Origin of the sequence: Aeromonas sp. 19NY04SH05-1 (assembly GCF_040581895.1) — a bacterium.
Lineage (GTDB): Bacteria > Pseudomonadota > Gammaproteobacteria > Enterobacterales > Aeromonadaceae > Aeromonas > Aeromonas enteropelogenes.
Genome location: NZ_CP095328.1, coordinates 766,333 through 788,718 on the forward strand (window position 1 = coordinate 766,333; position 22,386 = coordinate 788,718).

The window sequence follows — 22,386 nt, forward strand, 5'->3', positions numbered from 1 at the left end:
ATCTGTTATCCCCCGTTCAACACCCTGTCATCCCTCTTTCCTACCCTGCCATGAAAGCTCAAGGAAGGAGAGAGTCATGAACAAACTCCAGCAATGGGATCTGCAGGTATGCCGGGTCTGCCTGCTGCATGCCTACAACCGGCCACAGGCAAGAGTCAGTCGGCTGATTTCCCGCACCGGTGATGGCCCGCTTTATGGCGTGCTGGGGGCCTTGCTCTGGTGGCAGGGGGAGCGGGAACTGGTAGGGCAGGTATTGCTCGCCTTTGCCCTCGAGCTGCCACTCTATCTATTGCTGAAAAACAGCCTCAAGCGGCAGCGTCCGGTGGGGCTGCCGGTCTTCATCACCCCCTCTGATCGTTACAGCCTGCCCTCCGGTCACACCGCCGCCGCCTTTCTGATGGCCACCCTGCTGGCCACGGCGTTTCCGCTCTGGGCCCCCCTGCTATTTGGCTGGGCCGCCCTGGTGGGGGCATCCCGATTGTTGCTCGGGGTGCATTATCTCAGCGATCTGGTGGCCGGCGCCCTGCTCGGCGGTGGCTGCGCCATGCTGGTACTGCTCTGGAGTCAGGGATGAGAATACTGTTCGGGGTGCAGGGCACCGGCAATGGCCATATCAGTCGCAGCAGAACCCTGGCCCGGGCTCTGCGCGGCGCCGGGGTCGAGGTGGATTATCTGTTCAGCGGCCGTCCCGCCGACGGCTACTTCGACATGGCGGAGTTTGGCGCCTATCGCGCTTTCTCCGGGCTCACCTTTGTCACTCATGAAGGCAAGGTGTCTCCCTGGCGTACCCTGCTGGCGGCATCGCCGCTCACCTTCTGGCGGGATCTGCACTCCCTTGATTGCCACGAATATGACCTGGTGGTGAGCGATTTTGAGCCTCTCACCGCCCACGCCGCCCGCCGTTATCACAAGCCGAGTCTCACCATCAGTCATCAGGCCAGTTTCAACTGGCCCATCCCCCGCTGGGGAGAAGATGGCCTGAGTCGCCAGCTGATGCGCCACTTCGCCCCCGTTTCCCGGCCGCTCGGATTGCACTGGTTCCATTTCGGGCAACCCCTGTTGCCACCGGTGATCGACCCTCTGGTTGCGGCGCCTGACAACGGCAACATCCTGGTCTATCTCCCCTTCGAGCAGACCGAAGCCATCGCGGCCCTGTTGTTGCGTTTCAGCCAGCAACGCTTCGTCTGCTTTCATCCGGCGATCCGCAACGTCAGTCAATGGCGCAACCTGCGCTTCGAGCCCCCCTCCCGTGAGGGTTTCCTTGAGGTGCTGCGTGGCTGCCGCGGAGTCATCTCCAACGCCGGATTCGAGCTGGCGAGCGAGGCCTTGTCTCTTGGCAAGAAGCTGCTGGTCAAGCCGCTGCACGGCCAGTTCGAGCAGTTGACCAACGGCAAGACGCTGGAGATGATGGGGCTGGCGACCCTGATGGATTGCCTCGACGCCAACCAGGTTCGCCACTGGCTCGACAGCGCCGCCCCGGGAGTGATCAGTTACCCGGATGTGGCGGGCGAGGTGGCACGCTGGCTGGCGGCAGGGGCCGAAGAGAGCGTGCCCGCCCTGTCACGGCGGCTCTGGGCCCGTACCCTGTTTCCGGAAGAGGTCTGCGATCGCCTGAGCGAGCTGGAAGGGGGCGAGAGTTTGTCCGGTTGCTGGTTATCGCAAGTCAGTGTTGTCAACTAGACTGAAAGGCGAGCCGGCAAGATGCGAAGAGGAGGGAAGTAATGCGCTTTACCAATGAAAATGGCGAAACCATGGATCTGGCAGACAACCTGACATTGCATGAACTGCTGGACATGGGCGTCAGTATCTCTGTCAGCGAGGAGACGGATCCGGATCAGCAGATCTGGCTGGCCGAGCCGGAACAGGATCACTGAGTCACCCGCAACGATAAAGCCCACCGATCAATCGGTGGGCTTTTTTATGGCCGTCACTGCCCTCATCGGGACGATCCGCTGGCTTTTCATCGACTTACTTCCCGTTTGTGTTACCGCCATGGTAGCAAACCATTGAATGTTAATAGCCGGTTGAAATCTATGACTGTTTCGGTCAGACAAAGCCGTGGACAAGCGTTCACGGGCAGGTTAAGTTGGTTTTTCACCCGATTCTCGGGTCAATGATGGAAAAATCCTTTTTTTCTGCTGTCGGCGGGGCTGAATTGGCCCGATCTGCATTCAGATAACAACAAGAAACGGATTGGGCTGTGCCGGGAAGCACGGTGCTGTCGACGGGATTCGCTAAACGGAGCAAAGCCTGGAGGGCTTTATCATGGAGATGTTATCAGGCGCCCAGATGGTGGTTAGAGCGCTGGAGGATCAGGGAGTCGAACACGTATTTGGCTACCCGGGTGGTTCGGTGCTCGACATCTACGACGCTCTCTTCGAAAACGGCAAGATGGAGCATGTTCTGGTGCGGCACGAGCAAGCCGCTGTGCACATGGCTGATGGTTACGCCCGTTCCACCGGCAAGGTGGGAACCGTACTGGTGACCTCTGGCCCTGGCGCGACCAACTGCATTACCGGTATTGCCACCGCCTACATGGATTCCATTCCGCTGGTGATCCTCTCCGGCCAGGTGCCGACCAGCATGATCGGCGAGGATGCGTTCCAGGAGACCGACATGATCGGCATCTCCCGCCCGGTGGTGAAGCACAGCTTCCTGTGCAAGAAGGCGAGCGACATTCCCGAGGCCATCAAGAAGGCCTACTACATTGCCGCCAGTGGCCGCCCGGGGCCCGTGGTGGTGGATCTGCCCAAAGACGTGCAGAACCCGAAAGAGAAATTCCCCTACCAGTATCCGGAGACGGTCTCCCTGCGCTCCTACAACCCGACCAAGTCAGGTCACAAAGGCCAGATCAAGCGCGCCGCCAAACTGCTGGTGGAGGCCCAGCGCCCCGTGATGTACGTGGGGGGCGGTGCCATCAACGCCAATGCGGATCATCTGGTAACCAAGCTGGCCGAGCTGTTGAACCTGCCGGTGACCACCACCCTGATGGGGCTGGGGGCCTTCCCGGGTACCCATCCGCAGTTCATCGGCATGCTGGGGATGCACGGCACCTTCGAAGCGAACAAGACCATGCACAACGCGGATCTCATCTTCGCCGTGGGTGCCCGCTTCGATGACCGCGTCACCAACAATGTGGCCAAGTTCTGCCCCAACGCCACCGTGGTGCATATCGACATCGATCCCACCTCCATCTCCAAGACGGTGCAGGCCCATGTACCCATCGTCGGCTCGGTGGAAACCGTGCTGGAGCAGATGCTGGAAGTGATCCGCGAGAACGACTTTGACAACGACAAGCAGGTGATGGCGGACTGGTGGGAGCAGATCAACCAGTGGCGCTCCCGTCACTGCCTCGCCTACGAGACCTCGCCCACCCAGATCAAGCCGCAGCAGGTGATAGAGACCCTCTACAAGGTGACTCAGGGCCAGGCGTTCGTCGCCTCCGACGTGGGCCAGCACCAGATGTTTGCCGCCCTCTACTACCCGTTCGCCAAGCCGCGCCAGTGGATTAACTCCGGCGGCCTCGGCACCATGGGCTTTGGCATTCCGGCCGCCATGGGGGCCCAGTTTGCCAACCCGGATGCGGTGGTCTGCTGCGTCACCGGCGACGGCTCGGTGCAGATGAACATCCAGGAGCTCTCTACCTGCATGCAGTACGGGGTGCCTATCAAGATCATCTCCATCAACAACCGAGCGCTGGGCATGGTCAAGCAGTGGCAGAAGATGTTCTATGGCGGCCGTCACAGCCACTCCTACATGGAATCCCTGCCGGACTTCGTCAAACTGGCGGAAGCCTACGGCCATGTCGGTATCGCGGTGAGCGATCCGGCCGAGCTGGAGAGCGCCATGGAGAAGGCGTTTGCCATGAAGGATCGGCTGGTGTTCATGGACATCTCGGTCGACCCGGATGAGCACGTCTATCCGATGCAGATCAAGTTTGGTGCCATGGACGAGATGTGGCTGAGCAAGACGGAGAGAACCTGATGAGACATATAATTTCCGTTCTGCTGGAGAACGAATCCGGCGCCCTGAGCCGGGTGGTGGGCCTCTTCTCCCAGCGCGGCTACAACATCGAAACCCTGACCGTGGCTCCCACCGAGGATCCCACCCTGTCGCGCATGACCATAGTCACCATGGGGGATGAGCGGGTGCTTGAGCAGATCCAGAAGCAATTGCACAAGCTGGTGGACGTGCTCAAGGTGTGCGATCTCAGCGAAGGGGAGCACATCGAGCGGGAGATCGCGCTGGTGAAGGCGCGCGCCGCCGGTGGTGGTCGCGACGAACTCAAGCGCCTGGCGGATATCTTCCGTGGTCAGATCGTCGATGTAACCCCGGAGCAGTACACGGTGCAGCTGGTGGGCACCAGCGAGAAGCTGGATGCCTTCATCAAGACCGCCGCCCAGACCAACGAGATCATCGAAGTGGTGCGCTCCGGTGTCTGCGGCATCTCCCGCGCCGACAAGGCGCTGCGTCCCTGATGCAGGTGCAAGTCCGCGGAGCAAGATAAAGACACCCATGATACAGGGGGCTCTGCGGAGCCCTCTGCTTTTGGCAATCGGAAAGTAGAGGAGGAGAGATGTTCGGGATCCACGATTTGGCGCTGTTTGTGGTATCGGGTCTGCTGCTCAACATGATGCCGGGGCCGGACTCCCTGCTCATCATGCTGCGCAGCGGTTCGCAGGGGTGGCGGGCCGGTTCGGCGGCGGCCCTGGGGATAGGAACCGGCACCATGATCCATGTGCTGGGGGCCGCCCTTGGTCTCTCGGCCCTGCTCAGCGCCTCGGCCGAGCTGTTCGCCGTGATCAAGCTGGTGGGGGCCCTCTATCTCATCTATCTGGGGATCTCGCTGTTTCGCCAGAAATCGGCCAGGGTCGACAGCACGGGAGTGAGCCTGCCGGCGCTCTCCTATGGCCGCATCTACTGGCAGGGGGTGTTGACCAATGTGCTCAACCCCAAGGTGGCGCTCTTCTTTCTCGCCTTCGTGCCCCAGTTCATCGCGCCGGATTCCCCCGACAAGGCCCTCGCCTTTATCCTGCTCGGCTGCATCTTCAACCTGAACGGTATGATCTGGTGCCACTTTCTGGTCTTCAGCACCGCCTATGCCAGCAACAAGGTGAAGCTGCCGACCAGGATTGGCCGCTGGCTCAACCGGGGTATCGGCACCCTCTTTGTCGGGCTCGGGGTCAAGCTGGCGAGCGAATAGTCAGCCACTCCCTGACCTGGGGCAGGTTATCCCCGGCGACCCTGTGATATGGTCGCTGGGTATTTCCATTCGCGGCCACGGCCTGCCGGCCGCCGACAATCGAGACCCACTAGCACAGATGAACATCGCCCGGCTCAAGAACTTTACCGAGATAGTGAAGAACAACTTCAACATCTCGGCGACGGCGGAGAAGCTCTACACCTCCCAACCCACCCTCAGCAAGCAGATGAAGATGCTGGAAGACGAGCTGGGGCTGGCTCTCTTCACCCGCAAGGGCAAGAACCTCATTGGTCTGACCCCTGCCGGTGAGCAGGTGATGGAGCTGGCCAAGGGAGTGGTGGCCCAGGTGGAGCAGATCAACCAGCTGTCCCTGGGCGAGCAGCTCGCCACCAGCGGGGTGCTGCGCATCGCCACCACCCACACCCAGGCCCGCTACAAGCTGCCCGAAGTGATTACCGAGTTTCACCGCCGCTATCCCGAGGTGGCGATCCATCTTCATCAGGGGGCGCCCGCCCAGCTGGCCCAGATGGTGCAAAGCGGTGACGTGGAGATGGCCATTGCCACCGAGTCCATGTACCTGTTCGACGAGCTGGCCGCCGTGCCCTGTCATCGCTGGGGGCGCAGCGTGGTGGTGCCCCATGGCCACCCGCTCCTTGAGTGCCAGCCCTTGTCCATGGCCGATCTGGCCCGTTACCCTCTGATCACCTATGTGTTCGGTTTCACCGGCCGTTCCAAGATGGACAAGGCTTTCGGTCGCCACGGCCTCTCCCCGAAAATCGTGCTGACCGCCACCGACACCGATGTCATCAAGCATTATGTGCGGCTCGGCATGGGGGTCGGGGTGATCGCCAGCGTCGCTTTTGACGAGGGGGACAGGGAGGATCTGGTCTGCCTCAATATCGATCATCTGATCGCCTCGAGTGCCACCCACGTTTGCCTGCGCAAGCATGTGCACCTGCGCGATTACATGTATGACTTCATTCACCTCTATGCCCCCCATATCAGCCGGGAGACGGTACAGCGCCACCTGATGAACCAGCCGTCGGCCATCAATATGGCGGAGCTGCCCTGGCTGTAACGCCGTGTCCGCCATATGGATTTGAATCGCAGAGATAAAAAAAGAGAGGCATTTGCCTCTCTTTTGTTTCAGGGGATGGGACTTTAAGGGCGACGGGTCGCCAGATTGATAAAGATCTGGGCTCCGATCAGCAGGCAATCGTCATCCAGGTAGTAGGGATTCGCGTGCAGATAGTTGCAGATCCCCTTGGCCTGGCAGCCGCTGCCGAGGAAGAACATAGCGCCCTTGCGGCCACGGCAGGCGTTGACCATGTAGCTGAAATCTTCGCTGCCGGTCATCGGCTGACCCTGAGCGTTGATCCCTTCCGCAGGCAGTACGTCGGCGGCGGCCAGCAGCAGGCGCTCGCACGCCTCCTGGTGGTTCTCTACCGCCGGATAACCGGCATAGATCATGCTGGTCTTGAAGCCGCGCAGTTCGCTCTGGGCCACTATCTCCCTGAAGCTGTTTTTCAGGATCTGGTCGGTTTCGGCGTCCATGGCGCGGATGGTGCCGCGCGCCTGCACATGGTCGGCGATGGCGTTGGGGATGGTGCCGCCGTTGATCATGCCGCAGCCGAACACTGCCGGACTGAACGGACTGGTGCGCTTGGCGACGATATAGTCCATGTCCTCAATGATGCGCACCGCCTCGCGGATGGCGTCCAGCCCCTTGTGGGGAGTGGAGCCGTGGGCCGAGACCCCGTGCACTTCCAGGGTCCAGGCCGAACCCCAGGAGGACATGACGCCGCTGTTGAACTTGATGGTGCCGGTCTCCATGGCGCCGTCGTTGTGCAGGGCATAGACCTCGTCCACCCCCGCCATGCAGCCCAGCTCCACCATCTTCTCGGCGCCCGGCACCCGCATGTCTTCCTCCGCCATCTGGAAGATGACGCGCACATTGTGGGTCAGCCGCTCTTTATGCTCCGCCAGAAATTTCGCCGTGGTCAGGGCGATCGCCATATGGGAGTCGTGACCGCAGTTGTGGGCCATCCCCTCGTGGGTGGACTTGAACGCCACCTCGCTCATGTCGTGCATCTCTAAGCCGTCCATGTCGGCCCGAAAGGCGATGGTGGGCAGGCTCGGGTCTATCACCAGATCCCCGTGAAAGCCGGTGAAGCCCGGGTAGTCGGTGAGGCGGTAGCCAAAGCCTTGCATCAGCTCGCGGCAGTAGGCCGAGGTCTTGAACTCGACGCCGGAAGCCTCGGGGATGGTGTGCAGGTGGTGGCGCACTTCCTGGCTGAAGTCACGCAAGGCCAGCAGGGCCGGTTCAATGTGATAGTGGTTCATCAGATGATCCCTTGAATGGAGAAGCCAAGCTGGGCAACCAGCGACGCGCCGAAGAAGCAACTGGTGGAGACGATCATGAAGATCAGGATCACCTTCCACGACATCTTCTTCAGCTCCTCCAGCTGACCGCCCACCGAGAGACCGGCGAAGGCCAGCAGCGGCACGCAGCAGGAGAGGAAGGAGATCTTGGCCACGGCATCGATAAAGAGGCCGCGCACCGGAGTGTCCGGCAGGCAGATGAGAATGCCGATGATGGTGGCATAGGCAAACGCCGGCAGGGAGGAGGGCAGATAGTGCTTGGCCACCAGAGAGGCAAACACCACCAGCGACATGGCCACGAAGCTGTCACCCATCTGCCAGATCGGCAGGCCAGTGGTCAGAGTCTGGGTAAACATGGCCAGCAGGATCGCCAGAAAGACGAACCGCATATCCATTACGATGCTTCTCATGCTTTCTCTCCTTTCGCAGTCAGAGCAAAGATCTTCTCGGCAAGGGGCAGTCCCAGGTAAGTGAGGGAGAGGGCGCCCAGCGCTGACGAGAGCAGGTTCGAGGCGGCAGCGATGCTCAGCACCTGCTGGGCCAGCGCCTCGTCGAGGCCGTTGATCAGCGCCCCGGAGGCGGCGCTCAGCATGGAGCCTGAGCCCACGCCGGAGCCGGCGGCCAGCGCCAGCGGATGCAGGCCGGTGAGCGGCGCTATGCTGCCGAGCACGCTGAACCAGAGGGTGCCGATGACGGAGCCGCACAGGTAGATGGCGAGCACGCCTATGTACTCCTGGGAACCGGTGCCGAACTTGCCCTGAATGACTGCGACCGAGGGCTCACGGCTGATGGAGGAGCAGGCCCCGATGGCGCGGCGGCCGAAACCGAACTTCACCGCCAGCGGAATGGCGATGAGGATGGGCAGCAGGTTGCCAATCTCCTGCAAAAAGAGCGGTACGCCGACGCTCAGGATCAGTTTCAGGTTGGGGATGATCATCCCCGCATACTGGGTGCCAAGGATCAGCAGGCTGAAGCCCACCATCTTGCCGCAGAACCCTTCCTCTTTTTCGGAGAAGAGCTTGCGCCAGCCGGGGATGCGCTCCTTGACCGGCTTGGCGGAAACAATCATGCCGATGATGACGGCAAAGAGCATGGGCAGGATGGGGATGATGGCGATGCCAATCTTTATCTCCTGTTTGCCTATCAGGTACTGGGCCACAAAGATCAGTATGGCGGTTGCCAATATGCTGACCGTGACCGTCTTGAGGGGGCTGGTTTGCTGCATAGTCTTCTTCTCTTGTTATCCCATGTGTGGCCATCCTCAGGGCGGGCCCGACGGATGGATGATGGAGGCATGATAGGGAGCAGGGGAGGTGAGTAATGTGACCGCCATCAAGCTGGCCATATGGCATTTTTTCATGGGGTATGCCCTTTAACCCTTTGGATACCAAGGGTTAAATCCAGTGACACATCAGCGTGACAGGCGTGGGTACAAGAGGGGGGCCATCGGATGGATGGCCCACGGGAGAGGCTTATCGTTCGAGCGGCTTGAGCCGGGTGCTGCGCAGCAGCAGGGGGAGCTGGTAGAGCACCAGGGCACCCAGCACCAGCCCGGCGCCAGCCAGTTTGTTGCCACCGAGCGGCTCGCCATAGAAGAGGGTGCTGAGGATCAGGGTCCAGACCGGTTCGAGCAGCATCATCAGGGCGGCGTGGGCCGTGGTCATCCTGCTCAGGGCGTGGGTGAGCAGCCAGTAGCGCAGGGTGGTGGCGATCAGGACGCTCGCGGCAAACCAGCCCCAGATGCCGTGACTGATGTTGGCGGGCCACTGCTCGGTCAGCAGGGAGAGCAGGGTGCCAAGCAGGCCGGTCACCGCCAGCTGGATGCAGGTGAGCCAGGTGGGGGGAATGGACTGGGCGAAGTGGCGATGGACCGCGAGCTGGATGCCGAGGGTGGCGGCCGCCGCCAGAAACCAGAACAGCGACAAAGAGACGCCCCATTGGGTGCTGCTGGAGAGCAGCAGCAGGCCGGCGATGGCGAGCGGCAGGGTGAGCCAGTAGTGGCGACCCGGTCTGGCCTTGAAGGCAGCCCAGGCGGCGAGCGGCGCCATCAGGGTGGCCACGCTCATGATGAAGGCGCCGCTGCCCAGCGCATCGCTCTGGCTGATGGCGGTGACCCAGAGCAGCAGGCTGGTGCCGAGCAGGGTGCCGCAGCCCGCGGCGCGGATCAGCTGGCCACGGTTGGGGGGCGGTTCGCGCAGCCAGGCGAGCGGCAACAGCAAGAGGGCGGCCAGCAGGAAACGGCTGCCGATAAAGGCGGCGGGAGGGAGTTCGCGGATCGCCTCTTTCGAGAAGAGCCAGCCGGCGGCGGCCAGCAGGGTGACCAGCACCATCAGCAGCAGGGGAGCGCGGTTCATAGAGGGCATCATGATGAAACAGGAGGGGAGAGCATAAAGGAAAGGCGCCGGGTATTGCTACCCGGCGCCTTTCATCTCTGCCGGGCATCGCTTGCACGATGCCCGGCCAGCAATCAGTTCATGCCGTATTATCACACCGCTTGTCTAATGCTGTTTGGTGATGTCTATAAATCGCACCTATCTTATTGATTTATATCGTCTAACTTTCCATGGTTGTCTAAAGTTATCTTAGGGGATATAAGACAAATGTGGGTTCAAAATGGCAATCTCAGATTCAAAACTCAAAGCAATGCTGCGTGGTCACGATGATGATACGCCCAGAAAGGTTGCGGACAGGGATGGGCTATCTGTTCTGTGGAGGAATAGCGGAAAAGTCAGCTTCGTGTACCGCTATCGAATTGTAGGCAAGGCAAAAAACCTGACTCTGGGATCCTATACCGGTCAGGAGGGGGGACTGTCGCTTTCCGAAGCAAGGAAAAAGGCGGCGCAATGTCGAGCTTGGTTGGAAGAGGGCAACGATCCCGCCTTGATGACGCGGATCGGGAAAGATGAAAGGCTGAAGCCTGTCACGGTTAAAGATGCACTCGAGTATTGGCTCTGCCATCACGCTGATAAGAAAAGGTCTAACAGTGAGAAGCATCGCCAGCAATTTGCGAAGTGGGTCTATTCAATCTGGCAAAATCCTGCATCCAAGTTCATTGCGTCGATGTGCACGGCAAGCGGATCCTCAACAAGAAACTCAAACGCGAGCAGGTGGTGCCGTTCTTCAGCGACCGACCCGCCTGTCTGATTGGCATGGAGGCCTGCGGCAGCGCCCACTTCTGGGCTAACAAACTTCAGGCGCTGGGGCATACCGTCAAGCTGATAGCACCGCAGTTCGTCAAACCTTACGTCAAAACCGACAAGAACGATGCGGCCGATGCCGAAGCCATTTGCGAGGCGATGAGCCGCCCGAACATGTGCTTTGCGCCGATTAAAAACAGCGAACAACTGGCCGTCCTGGCAATGCATCGGGCCCGCCAGGGATTCGTCAAGGCGAGGACCGCGCAGGCAAACCAACTCCGGGGGCTGCTAGCGGAGCACGGTATTATCATCCCCAAGGGCATTCGCCACATCAATCAGCACCTGCTTGACATTCTGGAGGCGGGGGATAATGGGTTGCCAGGGCGGTTTCGTCAGTTACTCGACCGCTTGAGCGCTCACTTCAAGGAGCTCGATAAGCAGGTGAGGGAATTGGACGTTCAGCTCCAAAGTTGGCATCAGGACAGTCCGGCCAGCCAGAAACTGGCGAAGATACCGGGTATCGGTCCACTCACCGCCAGCGCGCTGGTTGCTACCATCGGCGATGCCAAACAGTTTCAGAACGGCCGGCAGTTGGCAGCCTGGCTGGGGTTGGTGCCCAGGCAACACTCCAGCAGCGGCAAGCCAACACTGCTGGGGATCAGCAAGCGCGGCGATACTTATCTGCGCACCCTACTCATCCATGGTGCCCGCAGCCGTGCTGCGGGTGGTGAAGAGCAAGGCACAACACGCAGGTAGTTGGCTGGAGGGGGTCATGGCGCGACGCAATCATAATGTGGCGGCGGTAGCACAGGCCAACAAGACGGCCCGCATCGTCTGGGCTCTACTAGCCAATGATCGAGAATTTGATGCGCAATACGGCACAGGCACAATCCTAGCGGCGTAATGACAAGACAATAGCAGAGGCAGAAAACCACCGATTGCACAGGCAATCATGACGTGATGGCGAGACAGGTCAGACCGTGACTGGCAAAACCCGAGGTATTCAAAGCACTTTCGAGAGCGACAAACTGATAGAGGAGCCAGTCAGCGAATTCCATCAGGGACAGAGGCAGTAGCCTCGATCACAGTCCGGATCTATGGCTGCAATCTCAACCTAACTCACCGTCATCGATTGAAGGCTTGGCAAACCGAGGCGACCATCTATGAATACCCTGGAACTACCTGTCAGACAGCCCCGAGTGTAGCGGTCACCTGGGGCTGGCGAAGTCATGACTTGCTGGCTGATTTGGGAAACAACGCCACGTTTGAGCTCACCGTGACGGGCTGCCGCATCGACCGGGGTAGCCATCAGGCTGACCGTTACTACTACGACCGAACACTGCTGGCCCAAGGCTGGCAGCAAGTACGACACCGAGGAGGATGCCTGGTACTTTGGCATCTGGATTAACACAGAGAAGCTGGAGAGCTTTACCTACGCCGAGGGGGATACCAACCATGTGATGGCGCCAAACGTTGAGGCGTTTCGTGCCGAATTGGCGCGGCTCTACCAGTACCACCCGCAAGCCCCGGCGTTTATCTGTATCAATCGGGAGGTAGGCATCGTGACTCACTACTTATAGTGCTGAGTCGTTCATTCAGGCGGTGTATCACTGTTTAATTAACAAACAAGTCTAGTCATATCCATATAGGAATTTGACTATGCTCAAGTTTTTTGTTTGTCAAAGCTGAATCGAGGTGTGTGGAAAAGTTTGCCGCTGTAGTATGGGGAGCCTATAGGGTCTGGTGCCAAACGGAGTTAGCACTGCTGATTAGAGGCATAGATTCATTTTTTACAACGTTCGGAGTTTTTGAAGATGAAAATTACGGCTAAACGCACAGCTGTTTGTTTAATGGTTTCCGCCAGCCTTATTCTCTCTGGCTGTGCTAGCACTGGGAGCTCGGTGACAGGGAATCAACCGGCAACAGATTCAAGACTTACTAATGGCCAAGAGGCTGAATTTTTTAGTGCGTCTGGATTCCAGGCATGTGCCGTTGCCGCAGGTATGGGGGTTGCAGCTTGCATGCTTTTGAAGTCAGAAGAAAAAACTCAGTGTGCAATAAAAGCGGGTATAGCTGCATGTGGTGTGGCAATGGGGGCAAACTACTATCTTGATTCTCGTCGCGCCGAGTATGCCAATACCACCGATCGTTTGCAGGCAATGAACAACGATATTCAAAAAGACACCGAGGTCGTGGTTGCTCGCACCAATATTGCCAAGCAGGTCATTGCTGACAACAGTAAAACCTTGACCCAAATTGCTAAAAATAAAGACCAAGCGGGTTTTGACAAGGTGGTAGCACAGCGTCAACTCGGCAAAGTCGATGCAGATCTGGCTCAACTTAACAAAGAGTTGACCAATATGCGTAAGAAGGCGACCGAGTACCAACAAGTTGCTAAAAGTGAGCAGAGTGAGGCAACCGAGGCCGAGTTGGCAATGGTCAATGCCAAAGTACTTGAGCTGAACAAGCAGATTGCCGTATTGGAAAAAGAGGTTAATGGCCTCTATGACCAGCGCAGCGCCATCACTGTTGGTTGAATATCGACCATCGCATCATTATCGTTAAGGGGGTGTCAATATCCTGGGTCTATCTGGGTATTGACAGGAAAATGTTATGAAATTTAGAGCCGTCTATCTGAGTAGCTTGCTGGTATTAACGGGTTGTGCTACCACCCCAGCTGATTGCGATCCTGCCAACCGTAGCGCTAGCCTCCTCACAAAAATGAGTTGTGATTCCTCTGGAGCATACCGCCAAAAGGTTAATGACCAAGAGCAACAGCTACAACGAAATCAGGAGCTCAATGCACTGTCGCATCAAATTTTGATCGACATGGAAAGTCGCAAGCAGCATTCAAATACGACTTTGGCACAAGAGCAGGCTGATCAACAGGCACTGAAAGCCTCATTGAGCCAACTAGTTGCCCAACTGAAAGTTAAAGGTGGTAAGCAAGCAGGTCTACAGCGGCAGATCAACGCATTGGCGAAAGCAGAACAGCAGTTCACTCCCTCCTCAAATGACAATGCGGCTCAAGTTGCAGCTAAGCGAGAGGAGGCAGCACAACTCGAAGCCAAGGTTAAAGAGCTGAATCAAAGTCTGGGTTATTAGAGCTGATTTTTTAGACCTAGCTTAAGGTCATCTTGGCAGCAGAGTGTTTGTTAGCACGCACTCTTTAGCGTGCTTTTGGATATGAAGTCTCTTTATGCAGCGAATAATATCGGATTTTCCGATTGACGAAAAAACGCTCGAAAATTATGAGCAGAGCCTTGCCGTACTCTGTCGTTATTTTCCTCCCCTCATTACCAGCTTGTTTGCGACGGCGCGTCGTAGCCGCGATGGTAATCTGGAGTGGTGGAGCGAGCGTGAAGGGCAACCCATACTGCTGAATGCGCTCCCTGCTACAGAACAAGCCGTGCTGCAGGAGAAATGTTTGCTTCGCCAAGAGGCGATCCGTCAACTGGCAGGAGAGCTGGCTCGCCGTGGTGAGCCAGTTCATGCCGAGCGACTGCATAACTTGCTCAAGCAGACACCACAACTAGTGTGCTACGGCATCAATGGTGAGCCGGTGTTGGTTCACTGGGGGATCCCGCAACAGCCTGCAGACCCAATTCTGCTAGAAGAACCCACCCCGAGGCTTCACAAGGGACACTGGATTACCGCTAGGCATCATGGCTGTCTGGCTGCGATATTATTGGCGCTGCTACTAGGGATCCTGCTGCTGCGTTGCTGGCCTACGTTATTCCCAGTTGATCTCCCCTCTGACGGTAAGCAGCTAACCGAGTTGACCAAAGAACAGCCCAACGTCAGCCTAGTCAAGCAACACGATTATGGTCGTATTCGGGTCAATCTCAATTGGACTAACCCTAACCCAGACAATGCGATCGATCTGGATGTCGCTGCGTTTGTTCGGCTGAAAAATCAGAAAAAAACCGGGGTTGAAGCGCTCAGTCGTCTGTTTGGTGATTATGACAACGTGCCTTATGTGGCGTTGGAGGGAGATGATCGTAGTGGGGACAACAGTCATGGGGAGTGGTTGCTAATTAACGGCTCTCATTGGCAGCAGATCGATGAGGTGCTGATTTATGCCTTCATTTATAGCGGTGCTTCCAATTGGCAAAATACTCAGGCCACCATCACCATACATATTCCCGGTCAGTCACCCATTACGACGCGCTTGACCGAAGGGGATGAAGACATGCCTGTGAGTGTCATCGCTCGGTTAATTAATGTTGATGGCGCCATCAAAGTTGAACGGATAAACCAGTATTTTGACGATCGAAAGAGCATCGATAAGGCGTTTGGATGGGGGTTGGAGTGGCATTCAACCAAGGGTAAAGGTTGAGCCGTCCTGCTGTCACAAGGGCTGAGTCTCGCAATAACATAATTAGATTTTTTGAGGGTTTATAGATGCAGGATTCCATCCAGGGTCCATTACTGCGCAGTGGTCATAATTCTGCGTTTAAGGCGCTCGGTGAGACCGGTTTCCCTGTCTACCGTATGGCCACTCAATTACGGGAGACCATCCGTCGTCTGGATACGGGGCAGGAGCTTGCACGCCATTTGGCCATTCCGCAAAACCATCAAGGGGGGGATAAAACCGATTGGTACAGTAGTTTTGCGGGAGATGTGATCCCATGGAACAGTGCCACGGAGTCTGAGCGAGCGGCTGCTTATTCGCAGCTTGAATCCTTCAAGTTAGCTGTGCTGGCACTGAGCGAGCAACTGCTGACCACTGATAACAAGGATAGGGGGGGTGATAAACGGGTCTTTGCAAGTTTGCTCAAACAGGTAGTCAATTTTCCGGATCAGGATTTTGTCTATCTGGTTGATGGGGTATTGGTAATCACGTTTTGGGGATTTGTGCACGATAACGACGAACAACGTGACCCGATGCACTGGCTAAAGCCTGTGAGCCCGAGCTTGACTACGCCGGGAGTAGCCGCGAGTGCCCCTGTCGCAGAGCTTGCCCCTGCGTGTGAGATAGTGCCAACAACAGGCGCGGTGCCGGCAATCCCCATGTATGCCCAGCCGGTAACACCGACAATCCAGAGCGCGAGTTGGTGGAGTCGCTGGCGTTGGCGTTGGTTGTTCTGGCCGCTGTTGTTGCTGGCCCTGTTGGCATTATTGCTGTTTGGTTTGCGATCCTGTGCCCCCAGCTTTTCGCTGCCAGGCGTATCATCGATGGGCTTGCCAATACTCAGGGATAGTGCAGTAGCTGTTCCCTCATCAGGGCAAGCGCTGCCCGCTGCGCATGGTCCTGCTGATGTGGCAGCGACAATACCTAGTCGAGCATCAGAGCCGCATACCACGGTGGAGAGCGCCGCTTTAGCGTCAGGCGATCCGCTTACGCCTCCACCAGCCCCCTTGGCTAGCGGTGAGGAGCCTGTGTCAGCAAGCCCCCCGCAAGCTTCGATGCCGAGCGCAACTGCAGACCTAGAGCCGCCCACATTACCGCCAGCAAGTCCCCCTAGCACTGATGTCGCACATCCGGTACCTCAAGGTAAGGAGCTGACGATACCGCCGACCATTGCCAATGGACCCGCCCAGTTTTTAGACGGTGACTGGAAAGTTAACGGGGGTATTCAGGACACCCAGACCGGCAAGCCTTTGCAACTGCAATACAGCTTCAAAGAGGGTAAAGGCCAAGTTAGCTTGCGCCAGTCCAATGGGGTTGTGTGCCGGGGCGCGGCTAGCGGTGTAATGAAAGACGGCCAATTGAGTATTAATAATCTGAGGCAAGCGCGGTGTGCAGATGGATCCAGCTATATGATCCCTCAAATCGAATGTAAGCCAGGAACGGACAATGGTACCGATTGCGTGGGCCGCAATGAGGGTGAGCAGCAGTTCCCCATCAAGATGCGCCAGCAAAATCCCTAAGGGCAGGAAGAGATAATCATGTTGCCAGAAATAAAACCATTTGATCGTCAGGTCACCCTGGTGGGTGATTCTGGAATCCAGTTTATGGATTTCGGTCTGACGCTGGGGCGCGAGCAGGCAGGTGAGTTTGTTGAGCTGGCCAGCGGCGTGCTCACTCGTCTACTGTACAACGAAGAGAAGGATTTCCATTTCTTCCAGCCAGGGCCCGACGCCATCGAAAAGGCGCGCGCGAAGTATGATATCGCACTTAAGAGCAGCCTCGAGTTGCTAGACGGGACCTGGCTACCGCTGCCGCTGTTCCGGTTTAATTCTCCCCATTTCTACAACGAGGGACCGATCAACTGGGCACGTTTTCGGTTGGTCAAACTGCAAGAGCCGGACTTGGATGGCCATACCCATCGCCTGACTCTGGCTTTTGATACCCGGATCATGGCCAAGTTGCACGGCTCAGCCGATCTGGGGCCCAATCAAGAAGATGTCAGTGCAGGGGCCACCTTCCAACTTGCCACCTCGACCTATGCCCTTGGTTGGTATTTGACCCAGCCTTGGCTAAAAGAGTGGCTGCTTGAGGTCTTTAATGATGCAAGCCAAGGGCGTGATAGAGAGGAACGGGATAGCGAGATACAGCAACAATACCCAGTTGCACATTACCTTAATCTGCTCTCCTTGTTGGCGAAGCCGGTCGCTGATCAGCAAAGCAAAGAGCCGCCAAGGGTCGAGATACCGCAATTTCGGATCATCGCTAACGGCGAGACCAATGCCATCAAGCCGATCCCGGTGGATCTGGTTCTCGATGTGGGTAACTCTCGTACCTGTGGCATTTTGATTGAGGATCATGGTCAGTCCGGTTCTGGCCTGATGCACAACTATGTGTTGCAACTGCGGGATCTAAACGCCCCTGAACAGGTATATAGCCAGCCCTTCGAGAGTCGCATCGAATTTTCTCAGGCCTTCTTTGGCAAGGATCACTGCTCGGTTCGCAGTGGTCGCCATGATGCATTTCAATGGCCGACCATAGCCCGGATCGGCAATGAGGCTGGCCGTTTGGCCAGCCGCCGTCGCGGCAGTGAAGGGTCGACAGGTCTATCTAGCCCGAAGCGCTACCTCTGGGATGAAAAATTCTATGGTCAGGGCTGGCGCTTCAACTCGGCTTATCAGCAGCACGATACCCATTCGCTGGCAACGGCGGCCCCTTTTGCGAACCTTATCAATGAAAAAGGGGAAGCGCTGCACACCATAGAGGATGAGATGGATCGCATCCCGGTGTTTACGCCCCGCTACTCGCGCAGTGCCTTGATGACCTTTATGCTGGCAGAGGTATTGACCCAGGCGTTGACCCAGATCAACAGCCCGGCGCAGCGAACTCGCCAGGGGCATGCCGGTATTCCGCGTCAGTTGCGCAATATCATTCTCACTGTGCCGCCCGGCATGCCGATGGCCGAACGCTGTATTCTTGATGAACGGATGCACCAGGCCGTCGGGTTGGTGTGGAAGGCGCTGCGCTGGCATCAGGGGGAACAAGACCCTTATCGTCGTCAGGAAGATGGGGATATACAGGATAATATCCAAGTGCCATTGCCCCGCGTCCGAGTGGAGTGGGATGAGGCCTCCTGTGCTCAGCTGGTCTATCTCTATACCGAGATAAACCAGAACTTTGCCGGTCATCCGGAGGAGTTTTTTGCCGCGCTGGGCCGCCCCGATAGAAAGAACCGTGAGAGTATTACCCTAGCCTCCATCGATATTGGGGGCGGCACCACGGATCTGGTCATCACCGATTATGCTCTCGATCGCAGCGGGCAACAGGGGGCTGGTGTCAATGCCCATATCGTGCCACAGCAGCGCTTTCGCGACAGTTTCAAGATAGCGGGGGACGATGTGCTGCTCGATGTTATCCAGCTGTTGGTGCTGCCTGCGCTGGAAACCTCGTTCAAACAGAGTGGTGTTGGCTCGGTTGATACCCTCATGTCGCAGCTTTGTGGTGCCAATAACGTGAGCGCGGCGGAAGCTGTGCTGCGCCAGCAACTCAACTTACAGGTATTTGTCCCGATAGCCCTTGATTTACTCGGTCGCTATGAACAGTACGATCCGCAGGGCTTGGGTGCGAACGTGAGCGAGAGCCTGCGTTATGGCGACTTGGTGCCAGCCAATAACATCAGTGCGGCAGTCGAGGCGTTTGTACAGCGGGAGGTACAAAAAGCGGGCGGCGGCTGTGACTTCAAGCTGCGCGAGGTGCCCATCACCTTCAATGTGGCACAAGTGCATCAGGCACTGCTGTCTGGTCGTTTCAACATCTGCAAGGTGTTGACCGCGTTGTGTGAGGTGATGGCTAACTACCATTGCGACATGCTGCTGTTAACCGGGCGCCCCTCCTTGCTACCGGGCATTCAGGCCTTCATTCGGATGTGTCTGCCATTACCGCCGGGACGCATTTTGCCGCTACATGGTTACCATACTGGCACTTGGTATCCGTTCCACAAGAATGGTCAAATTGATGATCCAAAGAGTACTGCCTCGGTGGGGGCCATGATCACCTTGCTGTGTGCCAATCACAGTATTCCTAACTTCCATTTCCGTACAGCAGCGCTCAAGCCTTACTCCACCATTCGCCATATGGGGATCATCGATCTGCAAAATATCATTCGCGATCACGATGTGACCTACCGTGATATTCAGTCGTTCGAGGGCCAGATCCGGTTGCCGAAGGTTGGCAGTGAAGATACGGATACCCCAGTCTGGATCATGCGCGGTGACTTGCGTCTAGGATATCGCCAGCTTGATGCTGAACGCTGGACCGCCGCCCCCTTCTATACCTTGCGTTTCAGTGATGAGGGTCGAGCCAAATATACCCAGGCTAAGTCTTTGGATGGCAGCTCACCCTATCTGGAGGTCAAGCTGGCCATCGGCAAGGATAACCGGGCCAGGGCATTGGGGCTTATCAGTGACAAGCTGATAGTCAGTGAGGTAGGTAGCAATACTGACAAAACATTTAATAAGCGGGATCTGGAGCTGGAGCTCAACACTATGCCAGATGCCGGACTCATAGATAGCAGACACTGGTTAGATAGCGGGAGTGTAAAACAACAATGAAGCCTCAACAGGAGACCTTAAGTCAGGGGTGGGCGACAATCGAGCGCAGCGCCCAGGATGCACTTGGCTGGGTCGATGTAGTGCGCCATGACTCCCACCGGCTCGATAATGAGGCGGATAAGCTTAACCTCAGTTTGCATCGGGCTCGCAATGTGGCTCACAGCCTCAAGCGAGTGGCGGGGACCCCCATGACGGTGGGTTTTTTCGGCATTTCCCAAGCGGGTAAATCCTATCTGATATCAGCCTTGGCAGCCGGCGGTAATGGTGCGCTGGAGGGGTGCTATGGGGAGCGTAAGGTTGACTTCATCAAAGAGGTGAACCCTGTGGGCGGCGGCAAAGAGGCTACAGGTCTGGTCACGAGGTTTACTCGTGCCAAAACCGCTGCTCCGGTGAAGTACCCCGTGCCCTTACAGCTGTTTAGCGAGATTGACTTAGCCAAGATCCTGGCCAACACCTGGTTCAACGATTTCAACCACGAGCTGCTGAGCTATCAGCTCGATGAGGCGCGTATCGAGGCGCGGTTGCAGCCGTTTGAGCATCGCCCCATCAACCCGGTCGCCAACAATGGTGTCAGCCGTGATGATGTGGTGGCCCTGTGGGACTATTTGAACGGCAGTTTTAGGAAGTCGGTGGAAAAGCTCGAGCATGGCTATTGGCCACGAGTATTACAACTGGCACCCACACTGATGCCCGCTGAGCGGGCAGAGTTGTTCTCCCTGCTATGGGGTGAGCAAACCGAGCTGACTGAGATTTATCGTAACCTGGCAACCAGCCTTGCCAGACTGGGCCATGCCAAGACCGTTTACGCGCCTCTTGATTGCCTGTTGAATCAAGGTAACGGCAGCGTCAGCATCATGAACGTGGACAGTCTCGGCTTGTTGGGTTCAGCCGAGGACAGGACCGTCGAGATCTGTTTCTTGGGGGCGGACGGCCGGCATATGCCAGCCTCGATTGCCCAGGCCCAGCTGGCAGCCCTGACCACCGAGTTGATCTTTCCTATGGTCGAGGGGGCTGCGGGTAGCTTGGTGGAGCAGGTGGATCTACTCGATTTCCCCGGCTACCGAGGTCGCCTCGCAATTAGTAAACTGGAAGAGGCTGCCAGCGCAGGTGGTAGTCCTATTTCTCAGCTGCTGCTACGTGGCAAGGTCGCGTATTTGTTCGAGCGTTATACCGATAATCAGGAGATGAATGCCTTGGTGGTTTGTGCCAGCGCCGCCAAGCAGAGTGATGTGACCAGTGTGGGGCCCGTGTTGACGCGCTGGGTAGAAAAGACCCAGGGCAAGTGTGCCAGTGAGCGGCAGAGCCGCAAACCAGGCTTGTTTTGGGCGTTGACCATGTTTGATATACGGATCAATAGCGGGCTTAACCTGACATCTGCTCAGCTCAAGGAAGGTTGGGATGGCCTGATGCAGCAAACCCTGCTGGAACGTTTTGGCCAATATGAGTGGATCCAGGAGTGGGCTCCGGGGCGCCCATTTAACAACTGTTTCTTGGTGCGCAAGCCTGGCATGCCGGTCCCTTTCTTGAGCATAGACGGTGGGCGAGAAGTGGCTGTCGCACCGCAATATGCTGATGTCTTGCAACAGATGGCGACCTCTTTTGTTGCAGGAAAAGGTGTTGCGCAACATTTGGCTGATCCCGAAGCTGCGTGGACGGCGATGCTGTCGCTCAATGATGGTGGTATGGCCCTGCTTGGACAAGAGCTGAGGGGGGTGGCGCATCTTGAATTCAAGCTTGATCGACTCCAGCAGCAGCTCGACGCCAAGCGCAAAGAGCTGGCGGAACAACTGCTAGGGCGCTGGTATGAGCAAGATGGTGACGGCCAGCTGGCGAAAAAGCGGGAGATAGGCAAGCAGCTTTGGACTGGGCTTGGCGCACGTGTTAACTCCCTTGGTGAGCTCATTAGCCAGCTGGATCTGCCCTCAGCGGAACTGAGCAATATCTACCTCAGTATTCGTGAGGATATCCCCAAGGATGATGGGGGAGAAGCCACCGCAATCTCTCCTTATGGCAGTAGCCCGGCGAACCCGTTTGGGCAGACACCTTTTGGCGCTAGCCCTTTTGATAGCAGCCCATTTACGAGCAATCCTTTCGATCAGGCTGATGTCGCCGTGGTGAACACAGCCGCCAAGGCTGAAGAGCGGGTAGGCCAGGATGATAGCTTCGCCCGTGAGGCATTCAAGGCATGGGTCGCTCATTTGCGGGATCTGCCCACCCGGAAAACCCTGCTGGCTCAGCTCGGTATCGAGACCGAATTGATAGACTTACTTACTGAAGAGTTAGTCACTGCGGCTAACCGTCTGGATCTGGAGGGAACGTTGAAACGAACCCTGGCTGGTCAGGAGCAGGCGGGGGTGCGGCGAGAACAACAGCTTGCACGGCAAGTGATGAAGGCTCAGCTTACATTGCGCGATTTCGTGGCTTGGTTTGGTTTTTTGGCCATGCCACCAGAGAAGGTACCACACAGCTTTGCGGGCACTAAGGGCAAGCTATTTGCCCGTGGTTCAGCAATAGGCCAAAACGAGTTACCTTGCCTGCCTGCCACTCCGCTCAATCCTGCCATGGCGTATTTGGGGGATTGGCTCTCTTCCCTGGTGCTGATCACCCAAGATAACGCGGGCCATAGCGCCACACGGGATATTTCTCACGATCAGAATCAGCGTCTGGGCCAGATCATCCATCAATTAAAACAAGAGTAAGCAC

At 57.2% G+C, this 22,386-nt stretch carries 18 protein-coding genes and 1 pseudogene; 15 read left to right on the top strand and 4 right to left on the bottom strand.

Annotation, left to right across the window (positions count from 1 at the left end; translation table 11 throughout):
- The first annotated feature begins 76 nt into the window (after window positions 1–76).
- The 7 genes from MRK42_RS03655 to MRK42_RS03685 all read left to right on the top strand — a co-directional run bounded on the left by MRK42_RS03655 (window position 77) and on the right by MRK42_RS03685 (window position 6,281).
- A complete protein-coding gene (locus tag MRK42_RS03655) occupies window positions 77–574 on the top strand; it encodes a phosphatase PAP2 family protein (RefSeq protein WP_042070187.1) in 498 nt (165 codons plus the stop codon).
- Complete coding sequence (locus tag MRK42_RS03660; RefSeq protein WP_338611769.1) at window positions 571–1,680, top strand: MJ1255/VC2487 family glycosyltransferase; 1,110 nt, start codon at window positions 571–573, stop codon at window positions 1,678–1,680. Before MRK42_RS03655 ends, MRK42_RS03660 begins: the two co-directional genes overlap by 4 nt.
- A gap of 41 nt (window positions 1,681–1,721) precedes the next feature.
- Window positions 1,722–1,874: a hypothetical protein gene (locus MRK42_RS03665; protein WP_156130703.1), complete on the top strand. Its 153-nt coding sequence runs from the start codon at window positions 1,722–1,724 to the stop codon at window positions 1,872–1,874.
- Window positions 1,875–2,265: 391 nt separating this feature from the next.
- Window positions 2,266–3,984: an acetolactate synthase 3 large subunit gene (locus MRK42_RS03670; protein WP_042070183.1), complete on the top strand. Its 1,719-nt coding sequence runs from the start codon at window positions 2,266–2,268 to the stop codon at window positions 3,982–3,984.
- Window positions 3,984–4,478, top strand: a complete 495-nt coding sequence (gene ilvN, locus MRK42_RS03675) for an acetolactate synthase small subunit (RefSeq protein WP_026458423.1) — start codon at window positions 3,984–3,986, stop codon at window positions 4,476–4,478. Before MRK42_RS03670 ends, ilvN begins: the two co-directional genes overlap by 1 nt.
- A gap of 98 nt (window positions 4,479–4,576) precedes the next feature.
- Window positions 4,577–5,203 carry a LysE family translocator gene (locus tag MRK42_RS03680; protein ID WP_042070181.1) on the top strand — a complete coding sequence of 209 codons (627 nt, stop codon included), beginning with the start codon at window positions 4,577–4,579 and terminating at the stop codon, window positions 5,201–5,203.
- Between the two features lie 43 nt (window positions 5,204–5,246).
- Window positions 5,247–6,281 (top strand): LysR substrate-binding domain-containing protein, encoded by a 1,035-nt coding sequence (locus tag MRK42_RS03685; protein WP_234703753.1) that lies wholly within the window; start codon window positions 5,247–5,249, stop codon window positions 6,279–6,281.
- A gap of 83 nt (window positions 6,282–6,364) precedes the next feature.
- On the opposite strand, the gene MRK42_RS03690 is transcribed toward MRK42_RS03685, so the two are convergent.
- The 4 genes from MRK42_RS03690 to MRK42_RS03705 all read right to left on the bottom strand — a co-directional run bounded on the left by MRK42_RS03690 (window position 6,365) and on the right by MRK42_RS03705 (window position 9,939).
- On the bottom strand, window positions 6,365–7,546 hold the full coding sequence (locus tag MRK42_RS03690; protein ID WP_042070178.1) for a M20 family metallopeptidase: 1,182 nt from the start codon (window positions 7,544–7,546) through the stop codon (window positions 6,365–6,367).
- Window positions 7,546–7,995 (bottom strand): hypothetical protein, encoded by a 450-nt coding sequence (locus MRK42_RS03695; RefSeq protein WP_026457657.1) that lies wholly within the window; start codon window positions 7,993–7,995, stop codon window positions 7,546–7,548. Before MRK42_RS03695 ends, MRK42_RS03690 begins: the two co-directional genes overlap by 1 nt.
- The gene (locus MRK42_RS03700) at window positions 7,992–8,810 is read right to left on the bottom strand and encodes a DUF3100 domain-containing protein (RefSeq protein WP_042070176.1); all 819 of its coding nucleotides are present in this window, start codon (window positions 8,808–8,810) and stop codon (window positions 7,992–7,994) included. Before MRK42_RS03700 ends, MRK42_RS03695 begins: the two co-directional genes overlap by 4 nt.
- Before the next feature lie 247 nt (window positions 8,811–9,057).
- On the bottom strand, window positions 9,058–9,939 hold the full coding sequence (locus MRK42_RS03705; protein ID WP_082043370.1) for a DMT family transporter: 882 nt from the start codon (window positions 9,937–9,939) through the stop codon (window positions 9,058–9,060).
- A 289-nt stretch (window positions 9,940–10,228) separates the two neighbouring features.
- On the opposite strand from MRK42_RS03705, the gene MRK42_RS03710 reads away from it, so the two are divergent.
- From MRK42_RS03710 to MRK42_RS03745, 8 genes and pseudogenes are all read left to right on the top strand, one after another.
- On the top strand, window positions 10,229–10,729 hold the full coding sequence (locus tag MRK42_RS03710) for an Arm DNA-binding domain-containing protein (RefSeq protein ID WP_234703754.1): 501 nt from the start codon (window positions 10,229–10,231) through the stop codon (window positions 10,727–10,729).
- Window positions 10,612–11,626, top strand: a pseudogene (locus MRK42_RS03715) (IS110 family transposase). Before MRK42_RS03710 ends, MRK42_RS03715 begins: the two are co-directional and overlap by 118 nt.
- A gap of 910 nt (window positions 11,627–12,536) precedes the next feature.
- Window positions 12,537–13,259, top strand: coding sequence for a hypothetical protein (locus tag MRK42_RS03720; RefSeq protein WP_042070175.1), 723 nt, complete (start codon window positions 12,537–12,539; stop codon window positions 13,257–13,259).
- A 76-nt stretch (window positions 13,260–13,335) separates the two neighbouring features.
- Window positions 13,336–13,827, top strand: coding sequence for a hypothetical protein (locus MRK42_RS03725; protein WP_042070174.1), 492 nt, complete (start codon window positions 13,336–13,338; stop codon window positions 13,825–13,827).
- A gap of 94 nt (window positions 13,828–13,921) precedes the next feature.
- A complete protein-coding gene (locus tag MRK42_RS03730; RefSeq protein WP_042070172.1) occupies window positions 13,922–15,061 on the top strand; it encodes a hypothetical protein in 1,140 nt (379 codons plus the stop codon).
- A 65-nt stretch (window positions 15,062–15,126) separates the two neighbouring features.
- Window positions 15,127–16,596, top strand: a complete 1,470-nt coding sequence (locus MRK42_RS03735; RefSeq protein ID WP_082043368.1) for an SrfA family protein — start codon at window positions 15,127–15,129, stop codon at window positions 16,594–16,596.
- Between the two features lie 18 nt (window positions 16,597–16,614).
- Window positions 16,615–19,683, top strand: a complete 3,069-nt coding sequence (locus tag MRK42_RS03740) for a virulence factor SrfB (protein WP_042070171.1) — start codon at window positions 16,615–16,617, stop codon at window positions 19,681–19,683.
- Entirely contained in the window at window positions 19,680–22,382 is a 2,703-nt protein-coding gene (locus MRK42_RS03745) for a virulence factor SrfC family protein (protein ID WP_201942171.1), read from the top strand. Before MRK42_RS03740 ends, MRK42_RS03745 begins: the two co-directional genes overlap by 4 nt.
- Window positions 22,383–22,386 lie beyond the last annotated feature (4 nt).